We start from the raw sequence: 25846 nt of genomic DNA, 5'->3' as shown, positions 1-25846 counted from the left end.
GATGCGCCAGGGCGGCGCCGCCGGAAAGGCAGCCGTGATCGTCTGGCGACGCTGGATCTTCCCTCTTCTTCTCGTTCTCGTCTTCGGCGCGTGCGCCGCGGCTCTCGTGAAGATCGCGTTCTTCCCGGACGCCACAGAGGCGATGGTCAGCCCCGAGTCGTCGATCGTCGATCCCGTCATCCCGGTCGAACGGGGCTCGGTGGTGAACGCTCTCACCCTGAGCGGCAACGTCGCACGCGATGACGCGTTCCCGGTGCGGTCGGAGATCACCGGAACGGTCATCGCCGTGCATGTCCCCGACGGGGCGACCGTCGCGGCGGGGCAGAAGCTCTTCACGATCAGGCAGGACGAGCCCAAGAAGGATGTGGACGTCGTCGCGCCGGAGGCCGGCGACGTCTCGGAGATCGCTCTCGTGAAGGGTCAGGCGACATCCACCGGAACCGAGATCTTCACGCTCACGCCCGCGCGCTACCACCTGCTCGCGACCGTCGAGCCGGTCCAGCTGTACCGCCTGGTGAATGCGCCGGCCGACGCATCGGTGACGATCACCGGGGGGCCCGCGCCGTTCGTGTGCACAGGAGTGCGGGTGCAGGTGAGCGCCGAGGGCACAGCGAGCGTGCGATGCGCGGTGCCCGGTGACCAGGTCGTCTTCGCCGGTCTGCCGGCGACGATGGATCTGGCGCTCGGGCAGGTGGACGACGCCCTGGTGGTGCCGGTCACCGCTGTGCAGGGTGGCGCGGGCACGGGCAACGTCTGGGTCGATGCCGGCGACGGCGCTGAACCGGAAGAGCGAGCGGTCGAGCTCGGCGTGAACGACGGGGCAATGGTCGAGGTGGTCTCCGGCCTCGAAGAGGGGGAGTCGATCCGCCAGTTCGTCCCCGGCTTCGTCGCCCCGGTCGAGGAGGTCTGCTACGAGGTGGCTCCCGGAGTCGAGCAGTGCGACAGCGGGGTCAGCTGGTGACCCTCGTCGCGCTGAGCGATGTGACGAAGAGCGTGCGGCTCGCTGACGACTCGGAGCTGGAGATCCTGCGAGGGATCACGCTCGAGGTCAGTGCGGGCGATCACGTCTCGATCGTCGGCAGGTCGGGCTCCGGGAAGTCGACGCTGCTCAACATCCTCGGGATGCTCGACGCTCCGACCACCGGCTCCGTGTCGTTCGAGGATCGCGAAGTGCGTCGGATGCGGTCGGGGCGGCTGGACCGGCTGCGCGGCGACAACGTCGGCTTCGTGTTCCAACAGTTCAATCTGCTCCCGGGGCGCACCGCGCTCGACAATGTGATGATGCCACTCGGCCATGCGCGCGGTCGGCTGTTCTGGAACAGGAGGCAGATCGCCGCTGACATGCTCGAGAGAGTCGGCCTCGGTCATCGCATCGAGCAGGTCGCCGATCGACTCTCGGGAGGAGAGCAGCAGCGGGTCGCGATCGCGAGGGCCCTCGTGCGCAGGCCCGTGCTGATCCTCGCGGACGAGCCGACCGGCGCACTCGACATCGACACGGGCGCGTCCGTCATGTCGCTGCTCGACGAGGTCGCGACCGAGACCGACGCGGCACTCGTGACCATCACGCACGACCTCCATGTGGCCGCCCGTGCCCGACGGCACTACCGACTCGACGCCGGGGTCCTCGAGCCTGCGGATCTCAGCCGCGCCTTCGAAGCCTCGACCCTCGCGGCGTCCGTTCCCTCCGCATCCGTTCCCTCTTCATCCGTCCCGGCCGCATCCGCACCGGCGGCTGCGTCCACCGGGGCCGAGATGCCGACACCCGGCAGCATGCCGGCCATGCCGTACTCGCGTCGCGGAGCCGCGTCATGACCGGCATCCTCGGAGCGCTGTCGGATGCGTGGGCGGAGATCCGCGTCCACAAGCTGCGTGTGCTGCTCAGCCTGATCGGCATCGCGGTCTCGGTGGCAGCCCTCACCGGGGTCGTCGCCGTCTCGGAATATCAGCGTCAGTTCCAGGCAGAGCAGTCGGATCGCTGGGGAGGCAGGGCGGCGACCCTGGTCGTCACGATCAGCAGCGACGACGGGGCGCCGGTCGACTTCGACGCCTTCGATGAGAGGTTCACGCGCGTCACGGAGCGGTTCGAGTTCAGCCACACGGCCCGGATCGCACAGGGCATGGTCGTTCCGGTGCAGCTGCCGGACGGCATCGTCGATGTCAACTCACGATTGATCGATCCGCTCTACTCCGAGATCCACCGCGAGCAGCTGCTCGTGGGCAGATGGATGCGGGATGCGGATGCCGACGCACTCTCCCCGCCCGTCGTGATCACGGAGGCGCTGTGGGATCGCATCGGTCGCACGCCCGTCGCGGAGCATCCGATTCTCACGCTCGCGGGGCCTGCGGGTGGCACTTATCAGGTCGTGGGTGTCGTGCCTCGCCAGGGGTTCGGAGACGAGGAGCTTCGGGTCGACATCCTCTACGACGCGTATCGTGCCCGCGTCGATGCTCTGCCGGAGGGCGCCTGGCCGCAGTACGAGGTCTGGCTCGGACAGGAGCAGGTCGACGAGATCGCACCCGTGCTCGCCATGGATCTTCGCGCAGGGCTCCCGGACGGGCAGACGGTGTCGGTGAGCCGCTCGGACTGGGCTGCTCAGCCGGGTGCGCTGGATGCGCAGGCGACCTTCGAGATGGTCACCGGCGGCATCGCTGCCGTGATCCTCGCGCTGGGAGCTCTGAGTCTGATCAACATCCAGCTCGTCGCGATGCGGCAGCGAGTGCGTGAGATCGGCGTGCGTCGCGCTTTCGGCGCCACCTCGGGCCGGGTCTTCTTCTCGGTCTTCCTCGAGAGCCTCGTCGCGACGACGGTGGCGGGGCTCGTCGGCATCGCGATCGTCGTCGCGGTGCTCCGCTCGGACTGGGTCGTCACCTCGCTGTTCTACGGGATCCAGGACGTTCCGCCGTTCCCGATGCGCGCGGCCTTCGTGGGTCTCGCCGCGTCGATCCTGGTCGGCGCCGTCGCCGGCTTCATCCCTGCACTGGTCGCCCTTCGCGTCAAGGTGATCGACGCGATCCGATTCTGACGGCGCCGGGGTTCGCGAAGAGACCGGTGTGCTCAGGCCCCGACGCGTCGACCGGTGAGCTTCTCCGCTCGGCGGTCGGCGTTCTCCAGCGCTCTGCGCTCCCGCTCGCGCCGCAGCACGGTGATGCCGATGAGCGCAACCTCCGGGGCGGCCTGAGGCAGAGGCGAGACGAACGGCGATGCCTCGGTCAGGAGATCCTGCGCCACTCGGGCGCGAGCTGACGGGACCATCCGCTGAGCGCTCTGCAGGAACTGCGAGATGCGGCGCGCGAGACGGTCGGGGAGGCGCGCGACATCGGCGATCTGCGCCCAGCCGGCGAGCATCGGCGGCAGCACGGGGACGCTCGGGATCAGCTTCGGCGTGCGCACGCGCTGGCTGTAGGTGCCGGCGACCATGTCTCCCAGCCGCTGCGAGCGGGCGCTGAACGCTCCGGCGAGCACCGCGATGCTGCCCAGCGTCATGTAGATCTCGAGGACGCCGAGGAGTGCCCTGATGAACGCATGGCGGAAACCGGTCGCGCCACCGTCGAGTCGCACGATCCGACCCCCGACGGCGAGCTTGCCCAGGCTGCGGCCCTTGAGGGCGACCTCCATGGTGATCGGCAGCACCACGAAGCTGATCACGATCGAGGCGATCAGCGCGATCGTGTCTGTCGCCTGGGTCAGGACGCCGATGTCGAGGAGCCAGATCCGCAGGAAGATCGTCGACAGGAACACCGCGAGGCCGACCAGGAGGTCGATGATCGCGCCCGCGGCTCGCAACACGAAGCCGATCGGCTGCACGTCGATCGCGACGGCCTCGCCCGAGAGGACCTCGTCGGATGCATCGAGCGCGGCGGACATGAGTACAGTAAATCAGGTGGATGCCGATGCGCTGACAGATGCACGCCGCGCCGAGTGGGAACGGCTCGACCAGCTGAGCCGTGCTCGGCTCGACGGCGCGGGCGTCGACGAGCTGATCGTCCGCTACCGCGCGGCGTCCGCGGATCTCGCTGAGCTCAAGACCTCGGTGGGGGAGTCGCCTCAAGGTGCGTACCTCTCGACGATCCTCGTGCGCGCGCGGCTGCGACTCACCGGGGCGTCCGACAGCATCCTCACCCAGACCGGCCGATTCTTCTCGCTGCAGCTGCCCGCCGCGCTCTATCGACTGCGCTGGACGACGCTCGTGATCGCGGCGTCATTCATCGCGATCGTCGTCGGGACCGCGACATGGATCTCGGCAGATCCGGCACTCCTCGCGACCCTCGGCCCGCCGGACCTGCTGGAGCAGTACGCCGACGAGAGCTTCACCGGCTATTACACCGAGAACCCGGCCGCGGTGTTCATGGGCATGGTCTGGTGGAACAACGCCTGGATCGCCCTGCAATGCGTGCTGTTCGGCATCACCGGCATCTGGCCGATCAACGTCCTCGTGCAGAACGCGATGGGGCTGGGCGTGTCGGGCGCCGTCATGGCCGCACACGACCAGGTCGATGTGATGATCCTCTACATCCTCCCGCACGGACTGCTGGAGATGACGTCGATCTTCGTCGCGGCTGCGGCGGGTCTGCACCTGTTCTGGTCGTGGGTCGCGCCGGGACACCGTTCGAGAGGCGAGTCACTCGCGTCCGAGGGACGCTCGCTCGCGACAGTGGCGATCGGACTCGTCTTCGCGCTGTTCGTGTCCGGACTGATCGAGGGATTCGTGACGGGGTGGGCGCTGCCCTGGCCTGTCAAGATCGGCATCGGCGTCGCCGCCCTCGCCGCGTTCCTCATCTATATGCTCGTGATCGGCGGTCGAGCGTATCGCCGCGGCGAGACCGGAGACCTCGTCGAGTACGAGGCAGGTACGCCCAGGCTCCTGGCCGGCTGACTCTCTGCGTTCAGAGGCGCCCGGCGGCCTTCAGCTCCAGGTACCGGTCTGCGATCCTCGGAGGCAGCGACTCGGGGTCAGCGGCGATCGCCTCGCCTCCCGCGCGGCGCACCGCGTCGGCCACGTTCTCCGCGTCGCGCATCGTGCGTTCGGCCGCCGCAGCGAGGTAAATCTCCTCTCGAGATCCGCGCCGCGTCGTGAGATCCGCGATGCCGTCGTCGGTGACCGAACCGACGAGGATCGATGTCGACCTGCTCGCGTCGGGGAACGCACCGAGGAATCCGCGAGCCGACTCGGCCGCATCCTGAGCGGTGAGCACCACGATGAGCGAAGGACGGGTCGTGAGCGTGCGCACGGCAGCGAAAGCACCCGGCCAGTCGGTGTCGACGAGACGCGCGTGCACCGGAGCCATCGCATCGGTCAGCGCCGGAAGCAGCGCTGTCCCCTCCACACCGGTCACGCGCGCCCGCACGACCCGGTCGTACATGAGCAGATGCACGTGGTCGCCCGCACGCGCGGCGAGGGCCGCGAGCAGAAGAGACGCCTCCAGGGCGGCATCGACCCTCGTGCCGTCGCCGACGCGCGCGGCTGCAGTGCGGCCGGTGTCGATGATGATCACGACGTGGCGGTCGCGCTCCGGTCGCCACGTCCTCAGCATCGTGGTGCCCGCGCGAGCGGTGGCGCGCCAGTCGATCGACCGCACGTCATCCCCTCGGACGTACTCGCGGAGCGAGTCGAACTCGGTGCCCTGACCGCGCACCTGGATGCTCGTGTTCCCGTCGAGCTCCCGCAGACGCGCGAGGCGGGAGGGGAGGTGCTTCCGCGACGAGAAGGCGGGCAGCACCCGGATGGTCCCGCGTACGAGGTGACGGGCCTGCCGGCCGGCGAGGCCGAGCGGACCGAGCGAGCGGATCATCACGAACTCGCTCGCCAGCTCGCCGCGACGTCGTGGCAGCAGGGGGATGGAGACGCGTCGCCGTTCACCCGGCGGGACGCTGAGTCGCTGACGGGCCTCACCCGCTCCGGCCGTCGGCTGCCAGGCATCGCGGATCAGCGCATGGAGCGTCCGGGGACCCTGATTCTGCAGCGCGACGCTCACGGGGACCTGCTCGCCGATGCGGGTGCGCGTCGGCACGCGCCTGGTCACGACGACAGAGCGGGGGCTCGGAGCCAGCAGCACATCGACGACGATCAGCAGGACGCAGAGCAGCACCCAGATGCCGAGGGCGGCATAGGGCGGGAAGTCCGCCAGCCCGGCGAGGACGAGCGGGACGATGCCGACGGCGACGGCAAGCGCGAGACGGCCGGTGACGAACACCTAGATCGGCACCCTGGTCTGCTGGACGACGGATGTGAGCACGGCATCCGCGGACACGCCCTCCATCTGGGCGTCCGGACGGAGCTGCAGCCGGTGCCGCCAGACGGGGACGAGCATCGTCTGCACGTGATCCGGCGTGACGGCAGAGGATGCGTTGAGCCACGCCCATGCCTTCGCAGCGGCGAGCAGACCCGTGGAGGCGCGGGGGCTCGCGCCGAGCTCGACCGAGGGCGACTGCCTCGTGGCTCTGGCGAGGTCGACGACATAGCCGAGGACGTCATCGGTGACCTCGACGCATCCTGCCGCATCCTGAGCCGCACGGATCTCGTCCGCGGAGACGGTCGCCTCCACGCCGGTGAGCTCGCGCGGGGAGAAGCCGGAGGCGTGCTTGCGCAGCACGGACACCTCGGCATCCCGCTCCGGCATTCCCACGACCAGCTTCATCAGGAAGCGGTCGAGCTGGGCCTCCGGCAGCGAATACGTGCCCTCGTGCTCGATCGGGTTCTGCGTCGCGGCGACGAGGAACGGGTCGGGCAGAGCTCGGCTGACACCGTCGGCGGACACCTGACGTTCTTCCATCGCCTCGAGCAGGGCGGCCTGGGTCTTCGGAGGCGTGCGGTTGATCTCGTCGGCGAGAAGGATGTTCGTGAACACCGGACCCGCACGGAAGTCGAACTCGCCCGTGCGGGCGTCGTAGACCAGCGAACCGGTGACGTCTCCCGGCATGAGGTCGGGGGTGAACTGCACGCGCTTCGTGTCGAGGCCGAGCGCCCGCGCGAACGAGCGCACGACCAGGGTCTTCGCCACCCCGGGCACGCCCTCGAGCAGCACATGTCCTCGCGCGAGCAGCGACACCAGCAGGCCGGTCACCGTGCCCGCCTGGCCCACGACGGCCTTGTCGACCTCCGTGCGCACGCGGTGCATGGCCTGACGCAGCTCGGCGTCGTTGAAGTTCTCAGCGGTCACGTGGTGTCCTCGGCTTCCGGTCGGATGATGGATGGACGGCGGTTCGGCGGGGGCGGTTCATTCGGATCTCCGCTCCGTGAAGGACGAGGCGTCGACGGCGCTCTCGAGTTCCTGCAGTCGGCGCGCGAGGTCGATCAGTGACGGATCGTCGACGGGTGGCGCGCCCGCGAGCAGCTCGTGCAGCGAGCCACGCGGCACGCGCAGCCGGTCGGCTGCGGCATCCGCGACCTCCTCGGCACTCGCGGTGACAGCGAGGCCGAGCCTGCGCGCCAGGCGGCGCCGGCTCCCGTCTCGGAGAGCTTCGCCCGCGTGCGCAGCGTCGCCGGCCTTCGCGGTCAGACGTGCGCGACCGTGCATGGTCTCCGAGGCGCGCACCGTCACCGGCAGCGTCTCGGCGACGAGCGGTCCGAAGCGCTGACCGCGCCACAGTGCTGCCGCGACGCCGGCGAGCATGAGCAGCAGGATGGCCGGTGTCACCCATCCCGGTGTGAGCGACCCGAGGGTGTCCTCGGTCTCGCCCTCGATGTCCGTGTCGCCGAAACTGGGCACGTACCAGACGACGCGCTCGGTCTGTCCGAGCAGCGCGAGCGCGAGTGCGGCGTTGCCGTCGTCTGCGAGATAGGCGTTGCTGAAGAGGCGCGCACCCTCGACGACGACATGCGTGGCTCCGTCGCTCTCATCGATGAGCACGGCCGCCGCGTCGTCGTCGCCGAAGCATCCCTCCACGCCGTCGGCGGGTGTGAACAGCCGATCAGGACGGATCGAGCCGACGTCCGCGAACTCGGGTGCGTCGCAGTCCGCCTGCACCGGGGTGAAATCCGGGGTGGCGTTGTCGCCGATCCTCAAGAGGCTCAGCAGGTGTGTGCTGCTCGACAGGAAGACCACCCGGTCGGCGGGATCGATGAGCTCGGTGATCGCCTCGTCGGAGAGCGTGTACGGATTCGCCATCACGAGCGTGGCGTCGTCATCGAGCGCTTGGCTCGCCTCGGTGCGCGAACGGAAGACCGAGACCTCGACACCGTTCTCCTGCAGGATCTGCGCGATGGCCATGGCACCCGAGTCGCTCACGCTCTCGGGATCGAGTGAACCCCGCTGATCGGGCATGCGCACACCGACCTGTATCGCGACGAAGACGCCGCCGAGGACGAGCGCCACGATGATCAGCCATCCGAGCAGAGCTCGCGATCGTCGGCCTCGAGGCGCGCGTTCGGCGGTCGACGCGGGGACGTCCTGCTGCTCGGCAACGCTCACGCGGTCACTGCTTCCGGGCGCAGGGCACTGAGCCGGTCATCTGTCGCTGCGAGCTCCGCGTAGCGATCAGCGGTCGCGGGATGCCGCAGATAGCGCACGTCGTCGAAGAACACGGCGGCCTGGCGGACGGGCGTCGTCTCCGCAGGGAACACGACCGAGACCTCGCGCGCGATCGCCTGGGCCGTCGCGCCGGGGGACGGCTCGATGAGGTCGCGCTCGAGGAGTCCTCTCGCCAGCGCGCGGAACCGCAGGACCGTCGCCTCGTCCCAGTCCGCCGCTCGCGCGGCGCGGTCGGCATCCGCACGCAGCTGCGCCGCCGAGCGGTCATCCTCGGCGCCGAGAAGCCCGGCACCCGGCCGACGGATCGCCTGAGAGCGGCGAGGGCGACCCCAGATGATGAGGGCCGCCACAAGAGCGCCGAAGACGATGACGCTGACGATGATCAGTGCAGACGGCCCGACGCTGGCGCCGTTGTCGGAGCTGAACAGATCGGCGAGGAACCGGCCGATGTCACGCGCGACGAGATCGAACCACGTGGGCTTCGCATCGGCATAGCGCGGGTCGGAGAGCTCCTGCTCGGCCCACTGTCTCGCCTCGTCTCCGTCAGGCACCAGCACATCGTCCAGCGGGCGGATCATGCAGATCCTTCGCTGCCCGCTCCGGGGGCCGCCCAGGTGGAGTCGTCCGCGGGCGCCGAGGATGCCGGGGGAGCGGTGGGCGCCGGTGCCGGCCGATACGCCGGTGGCTGAGGCGGGGCGGTCGCAGCCGGCGGCGCGTACGGCGGCTGTGGCGGGGCAGGCTGAGTCGGGTACCCGTACTGCTGCCCGGGGTACGGCTGTGCCGGGTATGGCTGTGCCGGGTACGGCTGTGCCGGGTACGGCTGTGCCGGGTACTGCTGCCCGGGGTACTGCTGCCCGGGGTACGGCTGCCCTCCATACGGCTGCGCCTCATAGCCGGCCGGCGTCATCGTCGCCCATTCGGGCACCTGCTTGGGCGGCGGTGCACTCGAGACGGCGCGCGTGGCGTCGACGACGAAGGGGTCGCCGAGCTGTTCCTCCGTCCACCCCAGGTCGCGTCGCTCGACATGACTGATCAGCGCCTGGTCGAGACCCTCGTAGCGCATCCGACTGTCGAGATACACGAGGGTGCCTGCGGTGCTCTGCACCACGAGCGTGATGGCCTGCAGCACGAGGAGCAGGATCTGCGGGGCGAGGAGGGCGAAGACGAACCCCATGATCGCGGCAGTGTCCGCAGAGCCGGTCGGGGCGATGACCGATCCGAGCATCGAGCTCAGCAGCGACACGGGGAGATTCACGAGCTGCATCGCGGCGCCCATGATGGCGCCGATCAGGAAGGTGACTCCCCAGGCGATCCAGAAGCGACCGCGGGTGAGTCGCCACGAGCGCACGAGCGCATCGCGGAGCTTCGCGCGCTCGAGGACGAGGATGGACGGCACCAGCAGCAGCTTGGTCGTCAGCCAGACCAGGAGGGGGATCGTCGTGAGCAGGACGAGCAGCACGAGGATGACGACGCCGCCGATGGCCTCAGCGGATCCGCCGAGCCCGCTGGCGACGAAGCCGGCGACGATGACGAAGAGGATGACGATCACACCGAAGATGAAGATGACCGAGAGTGAAGCGAAGGCGGCCAGCCGCCAGAACGACGGGGTCATCTTGCGCCAGAGGGTCTTCAGCGTGGCCTTCACGCCGATCGCGGCGTAGCCGATCTCGGCTGCGACGACGCCCTGCATCAGAGCGGTGAATGCGACGGACGCGAGACCGACGGAGATGCCCGCGACGATGTTCATCGCGATCGTTCCGGCGAACACGGCCTCGAAGTCCGGGGAGGAGGGAGAGAGCGACTCGAGCCGCGTGAACGTCGTGACGAACACGAAGCCCATCACCGTGGCGCTGAGCACCACGACCGCGAGCTGGATCACGACGCCGAAGCCGAAGAGGACCTTGGGGTTGTGGCGCAGCGCGACGAACGACTTGCTCAACAGCATCCCGAACGTCAGCGGATGCAGGGGGATGATGCCCTTCTTCGGGGCAGGGGTCCATGTCTGGCCGCTCACCGGCACTCCCTCCGTCGTGCGCTCCCATCGTGTCACATGACCCGTCGGGCGCGTAGACAGGAGGACCGTGGTACTGAGTGCCATAAGGTAACAGTTATGACCTCACGCATTCTTGTGGTCGACGACGACACCGCGCTCGCCGAGATGATCGGCATCGTGCTGCGCACGGAAGGTTTCGAGCCGGTGTTCTGCGCCGACGGTGCGCGGGCGGTCGACGAGTGGCGCGCACAGCGTCCCGATCTCGTGCTGCTCGACCTGATGCTGCCCGGGATGGACGGCATCGAGATCTGCACGCGCATCCGCGCCGAATCCGGAGTCCCCGTCATCATGCTCACCGCCCGCAGCGACACCGCTGATGTGGTCAGAGGACTCGAGGTCGGAGCCGACGACTACATCGTCAAGCCCTTCAATCCGAAGGAGCTCGTCGCTCGTATCAGAACCCGACTGCGGCCCACGTCGCAGAACGTGGGGGAGCAGCTGCGCGTGGGAGACCTCACCGTCGACGTCGACGCCCATGAGGTGCGCCGCGGCACGGCTCCGATCGCTCTCACTCCACTGGAGTTCCAGCTGCTCGTCGCGCTCGCGTCGAAGCCCCAGCAGGTGTTCTCGAGGGAGATGCTGCTCGAGCAGGTGTGGGGCTACCACTACAAGGCCGATACGCGGCTGGTCAACGTGCACGTGCAGCGTCTGCGGGCGAAGGTCGAACTCGACCCGGACAACCCCAAGATCGTCATGACGGTACGGGGCGTCGGCTACCGTGCCGGGAGCGCGGGCTAGGCCCACGATGGCCGCGACCACAGCGACCACCACGGCGGTCGCTGTCATCCGCGACTGGCGTGGCTGGCCGACCGTCGTCCAGGCGTTGTGGCGCAGTTCTCTGCGATTCCGGACGCTCACGATCACGCTCCTGCTGACGTCCACCGCGATCCTGATCACCTGCGTGACGATGGCGCTGGTGATCCAGAACGATCTGTTCGAATCCCGCAAGAACGAGGCGCTCGAAGACGCGGCCCGCTCGGTGAACCAGGCGCAGGCGACCCTGGACGCGACGGCGCTGGGCGATGACCCGGCAGCCCTGCCGGAGCTGTGGGACAGCGTGCAGGAGGACCTCGGACGCAATTCGACGGCCGAAGGTCTTGCCGGATTCCGCATGGAGGTCGACCCCGACGTCCCGCTCAACGGCTTCACCGCCGGGCTGAGCGACAATCTGATCACCTCGGGCCTCAGGAACAGGGTGGTCGAGTTCGACGACTGGCAGTCCTGGCAGTCCGTATCACTCGAGGTCGGCGGCCGAGCTGTCCCCGGGATCATCGTGGGGCAGCAGCTGCGGGTTCCCGAGGCGGGGCCGTTCGAGATCTACTTCGCGTACGACCTCGCGGATGCGGACAACACTCTCACCTTCGTGCAGCGCACCCTGTGGGTCGCCGGCATAGGTCTGGTGGCGATCGTCGCCGCGATCTCCTTCATCGTTCTCCGCACCGTGTCGACGCCTATCGTCGAGGCCGCCGAGACGAGCGCACGTCTGGCCTCGGGCGACCTCGGCGTCCGCATCGACGTGCACGGGGAAGACGAGATCGCGACCCTGGGACGCTCCTTCAACGCCATGGCCGACAGCATCGAATCCCAGATCAAGGAGCTCGGCGAGCTGTCACTCGTGCAGCAGCGCTTCGTGTCAGATGTGTCGCATGAGCTGCGGACTCCGCTCACCACGATCCGCCTCGCCGCAGACATGCTGAACGATCAGCGGGAGGAGTTCGATCCGACGACCGCTCGCACCACCGAGCTCCTGCACACGCAGGTGCAGCGGTTCGAGACGCTGCTGTCGGATCTGCTCGAGATCAGCCGCTACGACGCAGGCTCCGTGCAGCTCGAGCTCGAGGCGACGAGCCTCGCGCATCTGGCAGAGGACATCATCGAGCAGATGCGCCCTCTCGCCGACGATCGCGGCAGCGAGCTGAGGCTCGTCGCCCCCGGCGGTTATTCGCCGGTCGACATGGATCCGCGGCGGGTGCGACGAGTGCTGCGCAACCTGATCGGCAATGCGATCGAGCACGGCGAGGGCCGACCGATCGTCGTCACCGTCGACAGCAATCAGCATGCGGTCGCCGCCGGCGTACGCGACTTCGGGCTCGGCATGGACCCGGCGGATGCCGAGCGGGTGTTCGACCGATTCTGGCGCGCTGATCCCTCCCGCCAGCGCACTCTCGGGGGCACGGGGCTCGGACTGTCGATCGCGCTCGGCGATGCGACTCTCCACGGCGGATCGCTCGCGGTGTGGTCCGAACTCGGCGTCGGGACGAACTTCGTTCTGACCCTGCCTCGCCGTGGCGATGCGACGGATGGGCCTTCGCCCATCCCGATCGAGCCGCAGGAGCCGCTCGCCGAACTCGGCGATGCCACGCAGCCGATCCAGCTCGCCGATGTCCCGGCGGAGCTCTTCGATCGAGGGAGCATCGAATGACCGCGCGGACTCGGCGCGCGCTGCGTGGTCTCGTGATCGCGGCGACCGTGCTCATCCTGTCAGCGTGCACAGGTCTTCCGACCAGCGGAGACGCACAGCCGGGAAAGCCTCTCGGGGCGTCCCCCGAGGGGCAGGACTTCCTCCCGCTCGCTTCGGGTCCGGTGGACGGCGCGGGGCCTGCGGCGATCGTCGAAGGCTTCATGGAGGCCGCGATCACCCCGGCCGACAACTGGAACACCGCTCGCAGCTTTCTCACCCCGGAGCTCGCATCGACCTGGCGTCCGAACACCGGCGTGTCGATCGATGTGAGCTCGGCGACCCGCTCGTTCAGCTCGAATGTCGACGAAGACGACGATGCCGATGACGGCGACACGGCCGACGTGAGGGTCGCCTTCGATCAGGTCGCCAGCGTAGACGCGACCGGAGCGTACTCCGAGGCGTTCGGCGCCTCGAACTCGGCCTTCGTGGTCGAACTCACAGACGGCCAGTGGCGGATCGCCGAGGCGCCGGACGGCGTGGTGATCGACGAATCCAGGTTCTCGCGCGTGTACGACGACTACGCGCTGCAGTACTTCGATCAGACGTGGGAACGACTCGTGCCCGATGTGCGCTGGTTCCCTCGACGCGCCACGGTGGCGACGACCATCGCGCAGTCGCTGATCGGCGGCGCGCCCAGCCCCTGGCTCGATCCGGCCGTGCAGAGCGCGTTCCCGCAGGAGGTGCAGCTCGCACGGGACTCCGTGCCGATCGACCCCGACCAGATCGCCGACGTCGCCCTGAACCGGGCGGCGCTGGGCCTCGACCCGACCACCCTCGCGCGCATGCGCACCCAGCTCCAGGCGACCCTGACCGCCGGGGGCGTGCAGATCGACCAGGTGCGCTTCACGGTCGACGGCCGCACACTGGAGGCCGGGGTCGTCGAGGTCGTGACGGACAAGGCCGATCCGGGCAGTCTCGTGCTGAAGGACGGGACTTTCGGCATGCTGGTCGGTGGAGAGATCACGCCGATCCCCGGCGTCTCGGACCAGATCGTGAACGCGGGTCAGCCCGTCACAGCGGTCGACGTGTCGGTCGACAGCTCCCACGCGGCCGTGCAGCTCATCGACGGGCACGTGTGGCTCGCAGGTGAAGGCAGCTTCAACGAGCTGGACGACCGCCCATCGCTGGTGCGGCCGTCCATGGATCCCTACGACTACACGTGGTCGGTCCCTTCGAACGCACCGGCGGCTCTGCAGGCGATCGGCAGCGATGTCGCCCCTCAGAGCATCGCGGGCGCGTGGCCGGAGGCCTCCTCCGTATCCGCCATCCGCGTCTCGGCGGATGGGGCCCGCGTCGCCGCGGCCGTCGTGATCGGGGGCGAGCGCTGGATCGTCGTGTCATCGGTGATCCGCGATGAGGCCGGGCTTCCGACCGAGCTCGGACCCACCGAGCCGCTGGCGCAGCTCGACGGCGGCGCCATCGGCCTCGTCTGGCTGGGCGCGGATCGTCTCGGACTGCTGACGGATCCCGCAGACCGGATGGTCGTCACGCAGGTGGTCGGAGGGCCTGGCACGTCAGAGGTGGCTCCGACCGGCGCGGTGTCCCTGGCGGGTGCGCGCGCAGCCACCGGTCTGCGAGTGCTGGGCGCGGACGGCGCCGTGTTCGCCCGTGCGGGCTCGGCATGGAGCGAGTCGATCAGCGGAGTCTCACTTCTCGCGACGCGTGCGGGGCACTGAGCGCGACTGTCCCTGCACGGCCGTCCGACATCGACTGACAGTCCATGACGGCCGCGTTCCGCGCAGCCTCCGCAGCCCCGGCGCGGGATTGTTGCGAGAGCATCGACGGATGTCACCGCATCCACCGGCCCGCGGCGTAGGACTCGAGATACTCGCCCTTCTGCTCGCGGCGACCTGCGCGGGGTGCGACCGGCCCGAGACGCTGCTCTGCGGCTCGTGCCGACAGAGCATCCGACCGGAGCCGCTCGTCCGCCGCACGCCCGCCGGACTGGAGGTCCGCGCGGCGATGCCCTTCGAGTCGGTCGCGGCGCGATGCATCCGCAGGATGAAGGACGACGGCGAGACGCTGCTCGCTCGCCCGCTCGGATCGGCGCTGGGGGAGGTGCTCGACGTGCTCGAGGCACGCCCGGATGCCGATCGGCCGCTCCACCTCGTGCCGATCCCGACATCGGTGACGGCCTTTCGACGGCGCGGCTACCGGGTGCCCGAGCTGCTGATCCGGCGGGCGGGTCGGCTTCCCGACCGCTTGCTCGTTCTGCGGGGTCGGCGCACGGATCAGCGAGGCCTCGATTCCGTGAGCCGAGCGGAGAACGTCCGCGGGAGCATGCGAGCGCGACGTGTGCTCGAGGGGGAGACCGTCGTGCTCGTCGACGACGTGGTCACGACGGGTGCGACGTTCGATGAGGCGGCTCGCGCGCTGACAGACGCGGGCGCCCATGTCCTGGCCGCGGTCGCGCTCGCCGCCACGCCGCGTCACAGCGAACGGAATGTGAACGCATCGGGGACACGCAGCAACTGACCCGTGACATCCGAGGTCAGGCCGACTACCGTTGGGGGTCACAAGGCGACCACGGTCCGCCCTTGGCCGGGAGGACCGGGACAAGGAGGCAGCAATGGAAACGAGCATCGTTGGCGTCGGGGTGGGTATCACCGATCGATTCCGAGCCGTTGTCGAAGAGAAGATCGCCAAGATCCAGACGTTCGCGTCCCGTGCGCAACGGCTGGATGTCAAGGTCACCCACCGGGTGTACCGCAACGGTCACGTGCCGGACGAGACCGTGGAGCTCACGCTCGTCAGCAAGGGCCCCGTCGTGCGCGCTGAAGCCACGGACGGAGACAAGTTCGTCGCACTCGACATGGCCGTCGACAAGATGGCCGAGCAGCTTCGTCGAGCGAAGGAGAAGCGAGTCGACGGACGTCAGCACCCACGCGGGGCGCACTTCGAGAAGGAGAGCGGAGCGCTGGAGGGCATCGATGTCCAGCCGGCATCCGTGGATGTCCTGCGGGCCGTCGCGACCGGCAACGTGCCGATCCAGAACGAGGACGACGAGGTCTACTCGCCGGTGGTCATCCGCACCAAGAACTTCGGAGCGGAATGGATGACCGTCGAAGAGGCCGTCGACCGGATGGAGTTGGTCGGGCACGATTTCTTCCTGTTCGTGGACGTGCGCACCGACCACCCGAGCGTCGTCTACCGACGCAAGGGCTGGGATTACGGTGTGATCGCTCTCGAGACGCAGGCTCCGCCCACTGAGGCGCTCGCCTCCTGAGGCTGAGACGACGACGGCCCGGCTCCAGAGGGAGCCGGGCCGTCGTCGCGTTGTGCGACGGCGTCAGTCGAAGATGCCGTCGAGGATGCTGCCGATGACGAGACCGCCGAGGATGCCCGAGGCGACGTCGCCGCCACCGCCGCGTCGGCCCCCGCCGCTCCAGCCGCCGCCGCCCCAGCCGTTTCCGCCGCCCCAGCCCTGATCCTGCGGCCGTGAGGAATCGATGTCGCGCTGGGCGAGCTGCAGGGCCTCAGAAGCCAGGTGTGCGACGCGTCGTGCACTGGCCAGAGCCTCGTCGCGCGTCTCTTCCGCCGGAAGCAGTTCCGACAGATCGACCCGCAGCCTCTCGGCCTCGGCGAGGCGCGTGCGCGCGTCGGCGCCGATCCAGCCGCGGTGCCCGGCGATGAGTCCGCGGGCGACGCCGAGCTGGCGGTCGGCATCATCGATCGCATGCTGCACCTGCTGGATGCTGGGCAGCGGGTGCGCCTCGCGGTGCCGAGCGGTGGCGATCGCGTCGTCGAGAGCCGTGTTCGCGTCGCGCAGCTGCGACAGCTCGGCGAAGGGATCCCCGGGGGTCCCCGCGGGCGACAGGGCGCTCAGCGCGTCCTGCAGCGCGGAGACGGCGACCGCGACGGCCGGCACCTGGGGTGCGGTGCGCGCGGCGATGAGGTCGTTGCGTGAATCAGCGACGACCTCGGCAAGGGTCGACTCCGCTCGCAGCGCTTCGATCTCGAAGTCCTCCACGGCGTCGAGCAGCGCGGAAGCACGACGCGTGGCCTCGGTGGCGGTCTCCAGTGCGAGGTTCGCCTCCTCGTTCTGCTTCGCTGCGCGGCGACGCTCTGAGACGGCCGCGCCGTGCGTTGCGAACGCGATCAGCTGCTCTGCTTCGGCGGCGCTCGCCGTGATCTGGTGCATCGCCGAGTCCGAGTAACGCGCGGAGAGACGCGCGACGGTCTCGTTCGTGTGCGGGATCCGTGCGCTCAGCGCCTCGGCATCGGCACGCACCTGGGCGATGATCTCGGGTGCGCGACGCACCTTCGAGATCGATGCCGCGAGATCCGACGTCTTCTCGTCGAGCAGATCCTGCGCCCAATCGCACAGCTGGATGATCCGCGCGTTGCGGGTGCGGAGCTCCTCAGGCGTGTCGGGAATCTCATCGTGGTTGAGCTGGTGGAGCTGGAATGCCTCGCGCAGATGCGTGCGCACCGCAGCGAGCGCCTTCTTCAGGTCGCGAGTCAGCTGATCCCCGAGTTCGGCCTCCGCGAACGCCAGTTCGTCGGAGGTGCTCCTGATGCGCTCGTCCGCCGAGACGAGTGCCTGCTCAGCGCGGCGAGCCAGGTCGGCGTCCTGTGCGGCCAGCTCTTCCTGCTCGCGCTTGCGTCTGCCCCATATTCCAGCCATAGGACTGATCCTAGTTTCCCGGGCGACGCCGCTGGCTGTGCATACGCTTGAGGCGAAACCCGTCAGACGAGTGCCGCCACGTCTGCCCTCGAAGGCCTGCCACGTTTGGGTCGATCGGTCGTCAACTCGAGAGCGAGGGCGTGGACAGGGTGCTGGGCGAGCCGGGTCTGCACATGGTCGAGCCAGCGGACCTCGGCCTCCGCCGTGAAGATCATCGAATCGACGACGAGCGACCATGCGAGCCCCTCGGGGCTGTCGTCCTCGCGCGTCGCCCTCGTCGCGGTGAGATCTGCGAGATGCTCTTCCGACGCCGCGCGCTGGGCCGCGATGACTCGGGCGGCGTCCGCGCCGGGGAGGGTTGCCGCCACAGCCAGCTTGATGGCGAGCTCGTTGCGCGTCGCCTGGCTTCGTGGCGCGGGAGACGCGAGCCAGCGGTCCACCTCGGACGCGCCGGTGGCCGTGATCTCCCAGTAGACGTGGCCGTGCTCGTCCGCTGCACCGCGAGCGACGAGCCCGTCACGCTCGAGGCGCTCGAGCGTGTTGTAGATCTGACCGACGTTGAGCGGCCATACCGAGCCCGTGCGGCGGTCGAACTCGTGCCGCAACTGGTAGCCGTAGCAGGGGCCCTGAGCGAGGATCGCGAGCAGACTCTGTCGGACCGACATATGGACCTCCCGGTGTCGTGGACCAATATATACATACTCGGAAACGCGTTGTAGGCACGCCATGCAGACGACGTGCAGACGACGTGCAGGTCACGGACCGGTAACATGACAAGGTATGCCTGGCACGCGCCCGACACGCGGCGCCGCCGGAACCATCGACAGGGAGATGACATCTGTGGCCAATCCTCTTGAGAAGCTGCTGCGCGCTGGAGAAGGGCGGGTCATCCGACGCCTGAACCAGGTGGTCAAGGCCGTGAACGCGCTGGAAGAGGACATCTCCAAGCTCACGGACGACGAACTTCGCAACGAGACCACCGAGCTGCGTGAGCGGTTCGCGAAGGGCGAGTCGCTCGATCAGCTCATGCCCGAGGCGTTCGCCGCCGTGCGCGAAGCGGCGAAGCGCACCCTCGGTATGCGCGCGTACGACGTGCAGATCATGGGTGGTGCTGCTCTCCACCTCGGCAACATCGCAGAGATGAAGACCGGTGAGGGCAAGACCCTGGTCGCCACCTTCCCGGCGTACCTCAATGCGATCGCGGGCGAGGGCGTCCACGTGATCACGGTCAACGACTTCCTCGCGAGCTATCAGGCAGAGCTCATGGGGCGCGTGTACCGGGCCCTCGGCATGTCGACGGGAATCATCGTCTCGGGCCAGACCCCGGCTGTGCGCCGCGAGCAGTATGCGTCCGACATCACCTACGGCACGAACAATGAGTTCGGCTTCGACTACCTCCGCGACAACATGGCGTGGCGCAAGGAAGACCTCGTCCAGCGCGAGCACTACTTCGCGATCGTCGACGAGGTCGACTCCATCCTGATCGATGAGGCGCGCACGCCGCTGATCATCTCAGGACCGTCTTCCGGTGAGGCGAACCGCTGGTTCGCGGAGTTCGCGAAGATCGCGCGCACCCTCGAGGCGGGCGTCGACTACGAGGTCGACGAGAAGAAGCGCACCGTCGGCGTTCTCGAACCCGGCATCGAGAAGGTCGAGGACTACCTCGGCATCGACAACCTGTACGAGTCCGCGAACACGCCGCTGATCTCGTTCCTCAACAACTCGATCAAGGCCCTCGCCCTGTTCAAGAAGGACACAGACTACGTCGTCATGAACGACGAGGTCATGATCGTCGACGAGCACACCGGTCGCATCCTGGTCGGACGTCGCTACAACGAGGGTATCCACCAGGCCATCGAGGCGAAGGAGGCCGTGCCGGTCAAGGCCGAGAACCAGACTCTCGCCACGGTCACGCTTCAGAACTACTTCCGCCTGTACGACAAGCTCGCCGGCATGACCGGTACAGCCGAGACCGAGGCGGCCGAGTTCATGTCGACCTACAAGCTCGGTGTCATCCCGATCCCGACGAACCGTCCGATGATTCGCAAGGACCAGTCCGACCTCGTCTACAAGAACGAGACCGCCAAGTTCACGCAGGTGGTCGAGGACATCGCGGAGCGTCACGCGCAGGGCCAGCCGGTGCTCGTGGGCACCGTGAGCGTCGAGAAGAGCGAGTACCTGTCGCGGCTCCTCGCGAAGAAGGGCGTCAAGCACGAGGTCCTCAACGCGAAGAACCACGCGCGCGAGGCCGAGATCGTCGCTCGTGCGGGGCGCCTCGGCGCCGTGACCGTCGCCACCAACATGGCCGGTCGTGGAACCGACATCATGCTCGGCGGCAACGCCGAGTTCCTCGCCGTGCAGGAGCTCAAGGGCAAGGGACTCGACCCCGTCGAGACGCCCGAGGAGTACGAGATCGCGTGGGACGAGACGTACGAGGCGATGAAGTCCATCGTGTCCGAAGAGGCCGAGAAGGTCATCGAGGCCGGTGGGCTCTACGTCCTGGGTACGGAGCGCCATGAGTCGCGCCGCATCGACAACCAGCTGCGAGGTCGCTCGGGCCGTCAGGGCGACCCGGGCGAGAGCCGTTTCTATCTGAGCCTCACCGACGATCTCATGCGCCTGTTCCAGTCGGGCGCCGCCGAGGCGATCCTCGCGCGCACCAACTTCCCCGACGACGTCCCGATCGAGTCGGGCCTGGTGTCGCGGGCGATCCGCAGCGCGCAGTCGCAGGTCGAGTCGCGCAATGCCGAGATGCGCAAGAACGTCCTCAAGTACGACGACGTCCTGAACCGTCAGCGCGAGGCGATCTACGCCGACCGCCGTCACATCCTGCAGGGCGATGACATCGCCGACCGCGTCCAGCACTTCATCGAGGACGCGATCAGTGGAGTGGTGCGCGATCACACCGGCGAGGGTCACAACGAGAGCTGGGACTTCGACGCACTCTGGACCGAGCTCAAGACGCTGTACCCGGTGAGCGTGACCATCGACGAGGTCGTGTCCGAGGCTGCCGGCCGCAAGGGTGGCATCACCGCAGAGGGTCTGACCCGCGAGCTGCTGTCGGACGCGAAGATCGCATACGAGACCCGTGAGGAGTCGCTCGGAGAAGCGGCGACCCGTGAGCTCGAACGACGCGTGGTGCTGCAGGTGCTCGATCGCCGCTGGCGCGACCACCTCTACGAGATGGACTACCTCAAGGACGGCATCGGTCTCCGTGCGATGGCGCAGCGCGACCCGCTCATCGAGTACCAGCGCGAGGGCTACGCGATGTTCCAGTCGATGATGGGGCAGATCAAGGAGGAGTCGGTGGGCTACCTCTACAATCTCGAGGTCGAGGTGCGTCGGGCGGGCGATTCGCAGACGGCCGAGGTCGAGGCGAAGGGCCTCGCCGAAGACGGTGGAGACCAGCGGCTCGAGTACTCTGCCGCGAACGACGCCGGCGAGGTCGAGGTCCGCAACGACCGCGGTCAGGTTCAGCAGGCCGCGACCGAGAAGCTTCGTCAGGCAGCGGCCGCGCGTCAGGCGCCCGCCGAGGAGGCCGAGTCGGCTGAGGCTCCGCGCGGTGCATTCGGGCAGCGCGCCGAGGGCTCGGCAGCTCCCGCGGGCAACCGCGAGCAGCGGCGGGCGCAGGGCAAGAAGAAGAAGTAGCAGAGCGCATGACGAGGGGCCGGCCCGTGGGGATCGGCCCCTCGTCGCGTCATTGTAGGCTTGCTCAATGACACCAACGCGCCACTTCGACCAGTCGTCGAAGCTCAAGAACGTCCTGTACGAGATCCGTGGAAACACGCTCGTCGAGGCGGCGCGGCTCGAGGCCGAGGGACATCGGATCCTCAAGCTCAACACGGGCAACCCCGCCATCTTCGGCTTCGAGGCACCCCACCAGATCGTGCACGACATGCTGGCCGCGCTTCCGACCGCTCACGGGTACAGCGACAGCAAGGGGATCATCTCGGCACGGCGAGCAGTCGTCAGCCGGTACGAGGAGATCCCCGGGTTCCCGCGATTCGATCCCGAGGATGTCTTCCTCGGCAACGGCGTCTCCGAGCTCATCACGATGACGATGCAGGCTCTTCTCGACGAGGGCGATGAGGTGCTCATCCCGGCACCCGACTACCCGCTGTGGACCGCCATGACGAGTCTTGCCGACGGCACCCCGGTCCATTACCTGTGCGATGAGGACAACGGATGGCAGCCCGACCTCGAGGACATCCGATCCAAGATCACTCCGCGCACCAAAGCTCTCGTCATCATCAACCCCAACAACCCGACCGGCGTGGTCTACTCACGCGAAGTTCTCGAGGGCATGGTGCAGATCGCCCGTGAGAACCAGCTGCTGCTGCTTTCCGACGAGATCTACGATCGCATCCTGTTCGATGATGCGGTGCACATCCCGACGGCGACCCTGGCGCCGGACCTGCTGTGTCTGACGTTCAACGGGCTCTCGAAGACCTATCGGGTCGCCGGCTTCCGGTCAGGGTGGCTCGTGATCACCGGGCCGCAGGACCACGCGAAGGGGTTCCTCGAGGGGATCAACCTGCTCGCCTCGACGCGTCTCTGCCCGAACGTCCCCGCCCAGTACGCGGTTCAGGCGGCTCTCGGGGGAGTGCAGTCCATCGACTCGCTGATCGCGCCGACCGGGCGCCTGCATGAGCAGCGTGACATCGCCTGGAAGGGACTCGAATCGATCCCCGGTGTCTCGTGCGTCAAGCCCGTCGGCGCGTTGTACGCCTTCCCTCGTCTGGACCCGAACGTCCACGAGATCAGGGACGACGCGAAGCTGGTCTACGACCTGCTGGTCTCCGAACACATCCTCCTCGTGCAGGGAACCGGCTTCAACTGGCCGACCCCCGACCATCTCCGACTGGTCACGCTCCCCGAGCCCCGCGTGCTCGCAGAAGCCGTCGAGCGCCTCGGGAACTTCCTCTCGAGCTACCGCCAGTAGGCGGCTCTGCTGATGTGGAGACGAGAGTCTCCACGACGCGGCGCACGCCGGCGACGAGGGACGAGCGCGGAGTGAGGTCCGCCATCGGTCGGGCGTGCAGGAGGGCGGCGTCGGCGGCCCGCTGATCGAAAGGGAGGAACGCGACGTCCGTGATGCCGGCGAACCTCTCGAGCGTGCGCCGGATCTGACCTCGCGCATCCATGCCCAGGGGGCCGGGGCGCACGCGGTTCACCACCACTCTGATGGGCGTCGGGGTCGTGAGCCGTCGTAGCTCGGCATGCTCCCTGATGAACCTGCTCATGCCGAGCGGGTCGGCCGCCGCGATGGCGATGATCAGGTCTGCCTCCTGCAGCGCGGCAACGGTGGCTGCGTGGCGACGCGGGCCGGTGAGGTCGTACGTCGCCTCATCGTCGGCGTCGAAGGCGCTCGCGACGTCGACGACGGTCTCCTCTGCCCAGCTGCGGCATGCGCGCAGCGTCGCCTCCAATCGACGTGCGCCGAGTTCCGGCCAGCGCCCAGGGCGATTGATGCCCCCGAGGACCTCGATCTCTCCTGCGCTCGTGTCGAGGACGGTCGCCAGCCGTGTGAGTTCTGCCGAGTCGAGTGCGCCGAGTTCTGCCCGACGGCACGCGGCGGCGATCCCGGGTGCATCATCGCTGAGTCCCAGCAGCAGCGCGAGGGAGGGAGCGACGGTGTCGGCATCCACCAGGGCAGTGCGGCGTCCTGCCCTGGACAGCTCGACGGCGAGCTGGATCGCGACGGTCGATCGTCCCGGCGCACCGGACGGACCCCAGACCACCGTGACACGACGCGGAGATTGCGCGATTCGCTCGACGGAGCCCGCAAGGTCGGCGGTGAGCGCTGCAGCGATCTCCCAGCCGCGCGCTTCTGTCGGGAGTGCGGCCGCGAGGCCATAGCGCCCGAGCAGTCTGCTGTCGCCGTCGCCGAGCGGCAGGATCCGCACTCCTGCCCTGTCGCAGTCGGCGACCAGCGCGGGCGTCAGCACCGCGCGGCTGGCGGGAACGATGACGGCATCGACGCCGTCGGGCAGGGGCAGGATCCTGCTCGGCGCGACGACGGAAACCACGCTGATGCCTTCGAGCTCGAGTTCCTCGGCCAGGGTGCGTGCACGGGAATCGGGTAGCGCGATGACTACCGACGTCACGAGGTCGAGCCGATCGGCACGACGGACAGGACAGAGCCGCCGGTGATCGCGGACAGCACATCGGCGACATCCGCTCGGTCGATCACGATCTCAGCCGTGGTGCCGTCGGCGGCGAGCATTCCTTCGGTCTTCGTCACCGATGTCACGATCGCATCGGCGACGAGGATGCGCGGCGTCCCCGGGAGGGCGCCATCGTCCACCGGAGGAGAATGCCAGAGTTCGATGATGCTCCCGGCGCCCACATCGGCCGGGATGCCGGTGCTGCTCTCGACGACGATCGTGGTGGTTCTGTTCGCATCCGCGTCCTCGGCGGCAGAAGTCGGCATCAGCTCGCCGTCGACGACCGTCCGGGACGCGATCTGACCGGGCCGAAGGTCTTGGGGTGCGAGGTAGCGAGCCGAGACGGCGCCGAGTCCCACGTCCACCACCTGGAAGTCACCGGAGACGAGCGCTTCGCCGAGCGGTATCGTTCGCGTCGCCTGGAGTACCGGTGTCGTGGCGCCGGAGGAGGAGACGACGGCCCACACGCCGGCGACAGACAGCGCGACCACGGCGATGCCGATCAGGAAGCGGGCATCACCCCAGACGGCACGCCGTGAACGGGAGAACTTGCTCATGGCGACATGGTCACAGAAATCGCCGCGGCTGCTCGAGACTTATCCACAGCATCGGATCGGCCCTGGCGTATCGGCACGGCAGGGGGAGAATGGGAGCATGCCCCATTCCTCTCAGGCCACGCAGCGCTTCCTGGCGCCGGCGCAGGTGGCGGAACTGCTGAGCATCGGGGTCGACGAGGTCATCGAACTCGTCTACGCGGGACGTCTGCGCGGGTCCAAGCTCGGTGCACCCGCCCGGTGGCGCGTCGAGGAGTCGAGCCTTTCGGAGTATCTCGCCGAGCAGTCCGAAGAGGCCAGACGGATGGCGCTGTGGCGTGAGGCGAATGAGGCGAGTTTCCCAGAGGTCTGGGGCACATCCCGCCGTCACGGCATCTGATCTCCCGCGGTCTGAACCGACGTGACGGCTGCGAACGGGATGATCTGGAACGCACGCACCGCCGAGGCGGTCCTCGCCTCGCCCGGGTCGTGCAGGGCGAGATCCAGATGGTCCGCGCCCGCTCGGTCGATCGTCCCGTGGAGGTCGGATGCATCGACGCTGACGATTCTGACCGGAACCCGCCGCCGGGCGAGGTCACGGAGGACGAACCCGAGCGACATGCGCTCGCGGAGCACGGGGGCGGGCTCGTCCTCTTCGTCCAGGCTCGACAGCAGCAGGCCGTGATCGACGGTGAGTCCGCGGAGCGCGTGGAGGGGGACGATCACGGTCGACCGCGTCGTCCGTGATTCCTCGGCCTGCGCGATCGTCGCAGCGATCCAATCGGAGCCCAGCGCGTTCAGTCGTGCCCGAACGCGAGCTCCACCCGGCAGATCCAGGGTGGCGGGAGCGGCCGATGCACAGAGCACTCTGAGCCGGCTGCGCAACTCGAGCCTCGAGATGCGCAGGCGCTCCGACTCGGCGTCGAGCGCCGCGCGCTCGCTCTCCCACTCGGAGGCCAGCTGGCCTTCGAGGTCTTCGAACAGTCGATCCCAGTGCACGCGGACCACCGTAAATGAAGTCCGGGAGCGCATGTACGAGTTATCCACATACATCACGAACGCGACCGGATCGGCCAGTCGACGCATGCTCTACTTGGCGCAGTCTTCCCGATGGAGAGTGCCTCAGATGATGCTTCACGAGTACTTCGCACCACAGCCGACACCCCGCGCCGAGCTGCCGGATCCGAGTCCGCTGCTGCGGAGCCTGACCCAGGGCGTGCTCGAGGTACTCGCGGGAGTCAGAGAAGTCGATCAGCTCGCCCGCTGGTTCAATGAAGACGCGTACCGGAGTTTGGTGACGCGGGCGAATCTGTCGGCGAGGGCGCGCAGCGCGAGGGGGGTCTCGCCTGCGCGCCCGACTTTCGAGATCCTGTCGATCCGCGTGACGGAACCGGTGGACGGCAAGGTGGAGGCTGTCGTCGTGGTCGCGGGTCCCGGTCGCACCCGGGCGGTGGCGATTCGCCTCGAAGGTCTCGACCGACGCTGGCGGGCGACGTCGCTGGCCGTTCTCTGAGCGGACGCGCTCTAGGCTGGTGG

Annotated in this window: 24 protein-coding genes; 13 read left to right on the top strand and 11 right to left on the bottom strand. The window is 68.4% G+C overall.

The window, feature by feature from the left end:
• Position 1 precedes the first annotated feature (1 nt).
• The 3 genes from ACZZZF_RS05330 to ACZZZF_RS05320 are packed head-to-tail and all read left to right on the top strand — an operon-like array spanning position 2 to position 3023.
• On the top strand, positions 2–961 hold the full coding sequence (locus tag ACZZZF_RS05330) for an efflux RND transporter periplasmic adaptor subunit (RefSeq protein ID WP_222839162.1): 960 nt from the start codon (positions 2–4) through the stop codon (positions 959–961).
• A complete protein-coding gene (locus ACZZZF_RS05325) occupies positions 958–1812 on the top strand; it encodes an ABC transporter ATP-binding protein (RefSeq protein ID WP_372984452.1) in 855 nt (284 codons plus the stop codon). The genes ACZZZF_RS05330 and ACZZZF_RS05325 overlap by 4 nt, the downstream gene beginning before the upstream one ends.
• Complete coding sequence (locus ACZZZF_RS05320; protein ID WP_053095654.1) at positions 1809–3023, top strand: ABC transporter permease; 1215 nt, start codon at positions 1809–1811, stop codon at positions 3021–3023. Before ACZZZF_RS05325 ends, ACZZZF_RS05320 begins: the two co-directional genes overlap by 4 nt.
• A 32-nt stretch (positions 3024–3055) precedes the next feature.
• On the opposite strand, the gene ACZZZF_RS05315 is transcribed toward ACZZZF_RS05320, so the two are convergent.
• Positions 3056–3865: an RDD family protein gene (locus ACZZZF_RS05315; protein WP_053095655.1), complete on the bottom strand. Its 810-nt coding sequence runs from the start codon at positions 3863–3865 to the stop codon at positions 3056–3058.
• Positions 3866–3881: 16 nt separating this feature from the next.
• Between ACZZZF_RS05315 and ACZZZF_RS05310 the strand changes: the two genes are divergently transcribed.
• Positions 3882–4874, top strand: coding sequence for a stage II sporulation protein M (locus ACZZZF_RS05310; RefSeq protein ID WP_053095656.1), 993 nt, complete (start codon positions 3882–3884; stop codon positions 4872–4874).
• A gap of 10 nt (positions 4875–4884) precedes the next feature.
• Here ACZZZF_RS05310 and ACZZZF_RS05305 read toward each other — a convergent pair whose 3' ends face one another.
• The 5 genes from ACZZZF_RS05305 to ACZZZF_RS05285 form a co-directional block, all read right to left on the bottom strand.
• Positions 4885–6192 carry a DUF58 domain-containing protein gene (locus tag ACZZZF_RS05305; protein WP_056278220.1) on the bottom strand — a complete coding sequence of 436 codons (1308 nt, stop codon included), beginning with the start codon at positions 6190–6192 and terminating at the stop codon, positions 4885–4887.
• Positions 6193–7116 (bottom strand): AAA family ATPase, encoded by a 924-nt coding sequence (locus ACZZZF_RS05300; RefSeq protein WP_463499918.1) that lies wholly within the window; start codon positions 7114–7116, stop codon positions 6193–6195.
• A gap of 99 nt (positions 7117–7215) precedes the next feature.
• Positions 7216–8409, bottom strand: a complete 1194-nt coding sequence (locus tag ACZZZF_RS05295) for a DUF4350 domain-containing protein (protein WP_463497412.1) — start codon at positions 8407–8409, stop codon at positions 7216–7218.
• Positions 8406–9047: a DUF4129 domain-containing protein gene (locus ACZZZF_RS05290; protein ID WP_320487958.1), complete on the bottom strand. Its 642-nt coding sequence runs from the start codon at positions 9045–9047 to the stop codon at positions 8406–8408. The genes ACZZZF_RS05295 and ACZZZF_RS05290 overlap by 4 nt, the downstream gene beginning before the upstream one ends.
• Complete coding sequence (locus ACZZZF_RS05285; protein ID WP_463497410.1) at positions 9044–10483, bottom strand: DUF3824 domain-containing protein; 1440 nt, start codon at positions 10481–10483, stop codon at positions 9044–9046. The genes ACZZZF_RS05290 and ACZZZF_RS05285 overlap by 4 nt, the downstream gene beginning before the upstream one ends.
• A gap of 96 nt (positions 10484–10579) precedes the next feature.
• Here ACZZZF_RS05285 and mtrA point away from each other — a divergent pair, with 96 nt between their 5' ends.
• The 5 genes from mtrA (at position 10580) to hpf (ending at position 16209) form a co-directional block, all read left to right on the top strand.
• Positions 10580–11260, top strand: coding sequence for an MtrAB system response regulator MtrA (mtrA, locus tag ACZZZF_RS05280; RefSeq protein ID WP_053095661.1), 681 nt, complete (start codon positions 10580–10582; stop codon positions 11258–11260).
• Between the two features lie 7 nt (positions 11261–11267).
• On the top strand, positions 11268–12944 hold the full coding sequence (mtrB, locus tag ACZZZF_RS05275) for an MtrAB system histidine kinase MtrB (RefSeq protein WP_053095662.1): 1677 nt from the start codon (positions 11268–11270) through the stop codon (positions 12942–12944).
• Positions 12941–14659: a GerMN domain-containing protein gene (locus ACZZZF_RS05270; protein WP_053095663.1), complete on the top strand. Its 1719-nt coding sequence runs from the start codon at positions 12941–12943 to the stop codon at positions 14657–14659. Before mtrB ends, ACZZZF_RS05270 begins: the two co-directional genes overlap by 4 nt.
• A 109-nt stretch (positions 14660–14768) precedes the next feature.
• Positions 14769–15458, top strand: a complete 690-nt coding sequence (locus tag ACZZZF_RS05265; protein WP_463497407.1) for a ComF family protein — start codon at positions 14769–14771, stop codon at positions 15456–15458.
• 94 nt (positions 15459–15552) lie between these two features.
• Positions 15553–16209 (top strand): ribosome hibernation-promoting factor, HPF/YfiA family, encoded by a 657-nt coding sequence (gene hpf, locus ACZZZF_RS05260; protein ID WP_053095665.1) that lies wholly within the window; start codon positions 15553–15555, stop codon positions 16207–16209.
• 63 nt (positions 16210–16272) lie between these two features.
• Here hpf and ACZZZF_RS05255 read toward each other — a convergent pair whose 3' ends face one another.
• Positions 16273–17610 carry a coiled-coil domain-containing protein gene (locus ACZZZF_RS05255; RefSeq protein ID WP_463497406.1) on the bottom strand — a complete coding sequence of 446 codons (1338 nt, stop codon included), beginning with the start codon at positions 17608–17610 and terminating at the stop codon, positions 16273–16275.
• 62 nt (positions 17611–17672) lie between these two features.
• Positions 17673–18275: a PadR family transcriptional regulator gene (locus tag ACZZZF_RS05250; protein WP_053095667.1), complete on the bottom strand. Its 603-nt coding sequence runs from the start codon at positions 18273–18275 to the stop codon at positions 17673–17675.
• A gap of 175 nt (positions 18276–18450) precedes the next feature.
• Here ACZZZF_RS05250 and secA point away from each other — a divergent pair, with 175 nt between their 5' ends.
• Positions 18451–21258: a preprotein translocase subunit SecA gene (secA, locus tag ACZZZF_RS05245; RefSeq protein WP_463497404.1), complete on the top strand. Its 2808-nt coding sequence runs from the start codon at positions 18451–18453 to the stop codon at positions 21256–21258.
• A 67-nt stretch (positions 21259–21325) separates the two neighbouring features.
• Positions 21326–22552, top strand: coding sequence for a pyridoxal phosphate-dependent aminotransferase (locus ACZZZF_RS05240; protein ID WP_053095668.1), 1227 nt, complete (start codon positions 21326–21328; stop codon positions 22550–22552).
• Here the strand turns inward: ACZZZF_RS05240 and ACZZZF_RS05235 are convergent.
• Both ACZZZF_RS05235 and ACZZZF_RS05230 read right to left on the bottom strand, forming a co-directional pair.
• Entirely contained in the window at positions 22476–23717 is a 1242-nt protein-coding gene (locus ACZZZF_RS05235) for an AAA family ATPase (RefSeq protein ID WP_463497401.1), read from the bottom strand. The genes ACZZZF_RS05240 and ACZZZF_RS05235 overlap by 77 nt on opposite strands.
• Entirely contained in the window at positions 23714–24334 is a 621-nt protein-coding gene (locus tag ACZZZF_RS05230; protein ID WP_463497398.1) for a hypothetical protein, read from the bottom strand. The genes ACZZZF_RS05235 and ACZZZF_RS05230 overlap by 4 nt, the downstream gene beginning before the upstream one ends.
• Before the next feature lie 97 nt (positions 24335–24431).
• Between ACZZZF_RS05230 and ACZZZF_RS05225 the strand changes: the two genes are divergently transcribed.
• A complete protein-coding gene (locus ACZZZF_RS05225) occupies positions 24432–24710 on the top strand; it encodes a helix-turn-helix domain-containing protein (RefSeq protein WP_463497397.1) in 279 nt (92 codons plus the stop codon).
• Here ACZZZF_RS05225 and ACZZZF_RS05220 read toward each other — a convergent pair.
• A complete protein-coding gene (locus ACZZZF_RS05220; RefSeq protein ID WP_053099064.1) occupies positions 24698–25309 on the bottom strand; it encodes a hypothetical protein in 612 nt (203 codons plus the stop codon). The two genes, ACZZZF_RS05225 and ACZZZF_RS05220, sit on opposite strands and share 13 nt — an antisense overlap.
• Positions 25310–25436: 127 nt before the next feature.
• Here ACZZZF_RS05220 and ACZZZF_RS05215 point away from each other — a divergent pair, with 127 nt between their 5' ends.
• Positions 25437–25823: an Rv3235 family protein gene (locus ACZZZF_RS05215; protein WP_171821901.1), complete on the top strand. Its 387-nt coding sequence runs from the start codon at positions 25437–25439 to the stop codon at positions 25821–25823.
• Positions 25824–25846 lie beyond the last annotated feature (23 nt).

Source organism: Microbacterium sp. AC215 (genome assembly GCF_979258645.1).
Note: the sequence above shows the minus strand (reverse complement) of the source record. Positions and strands in the feature narration are given on the sequence as shown.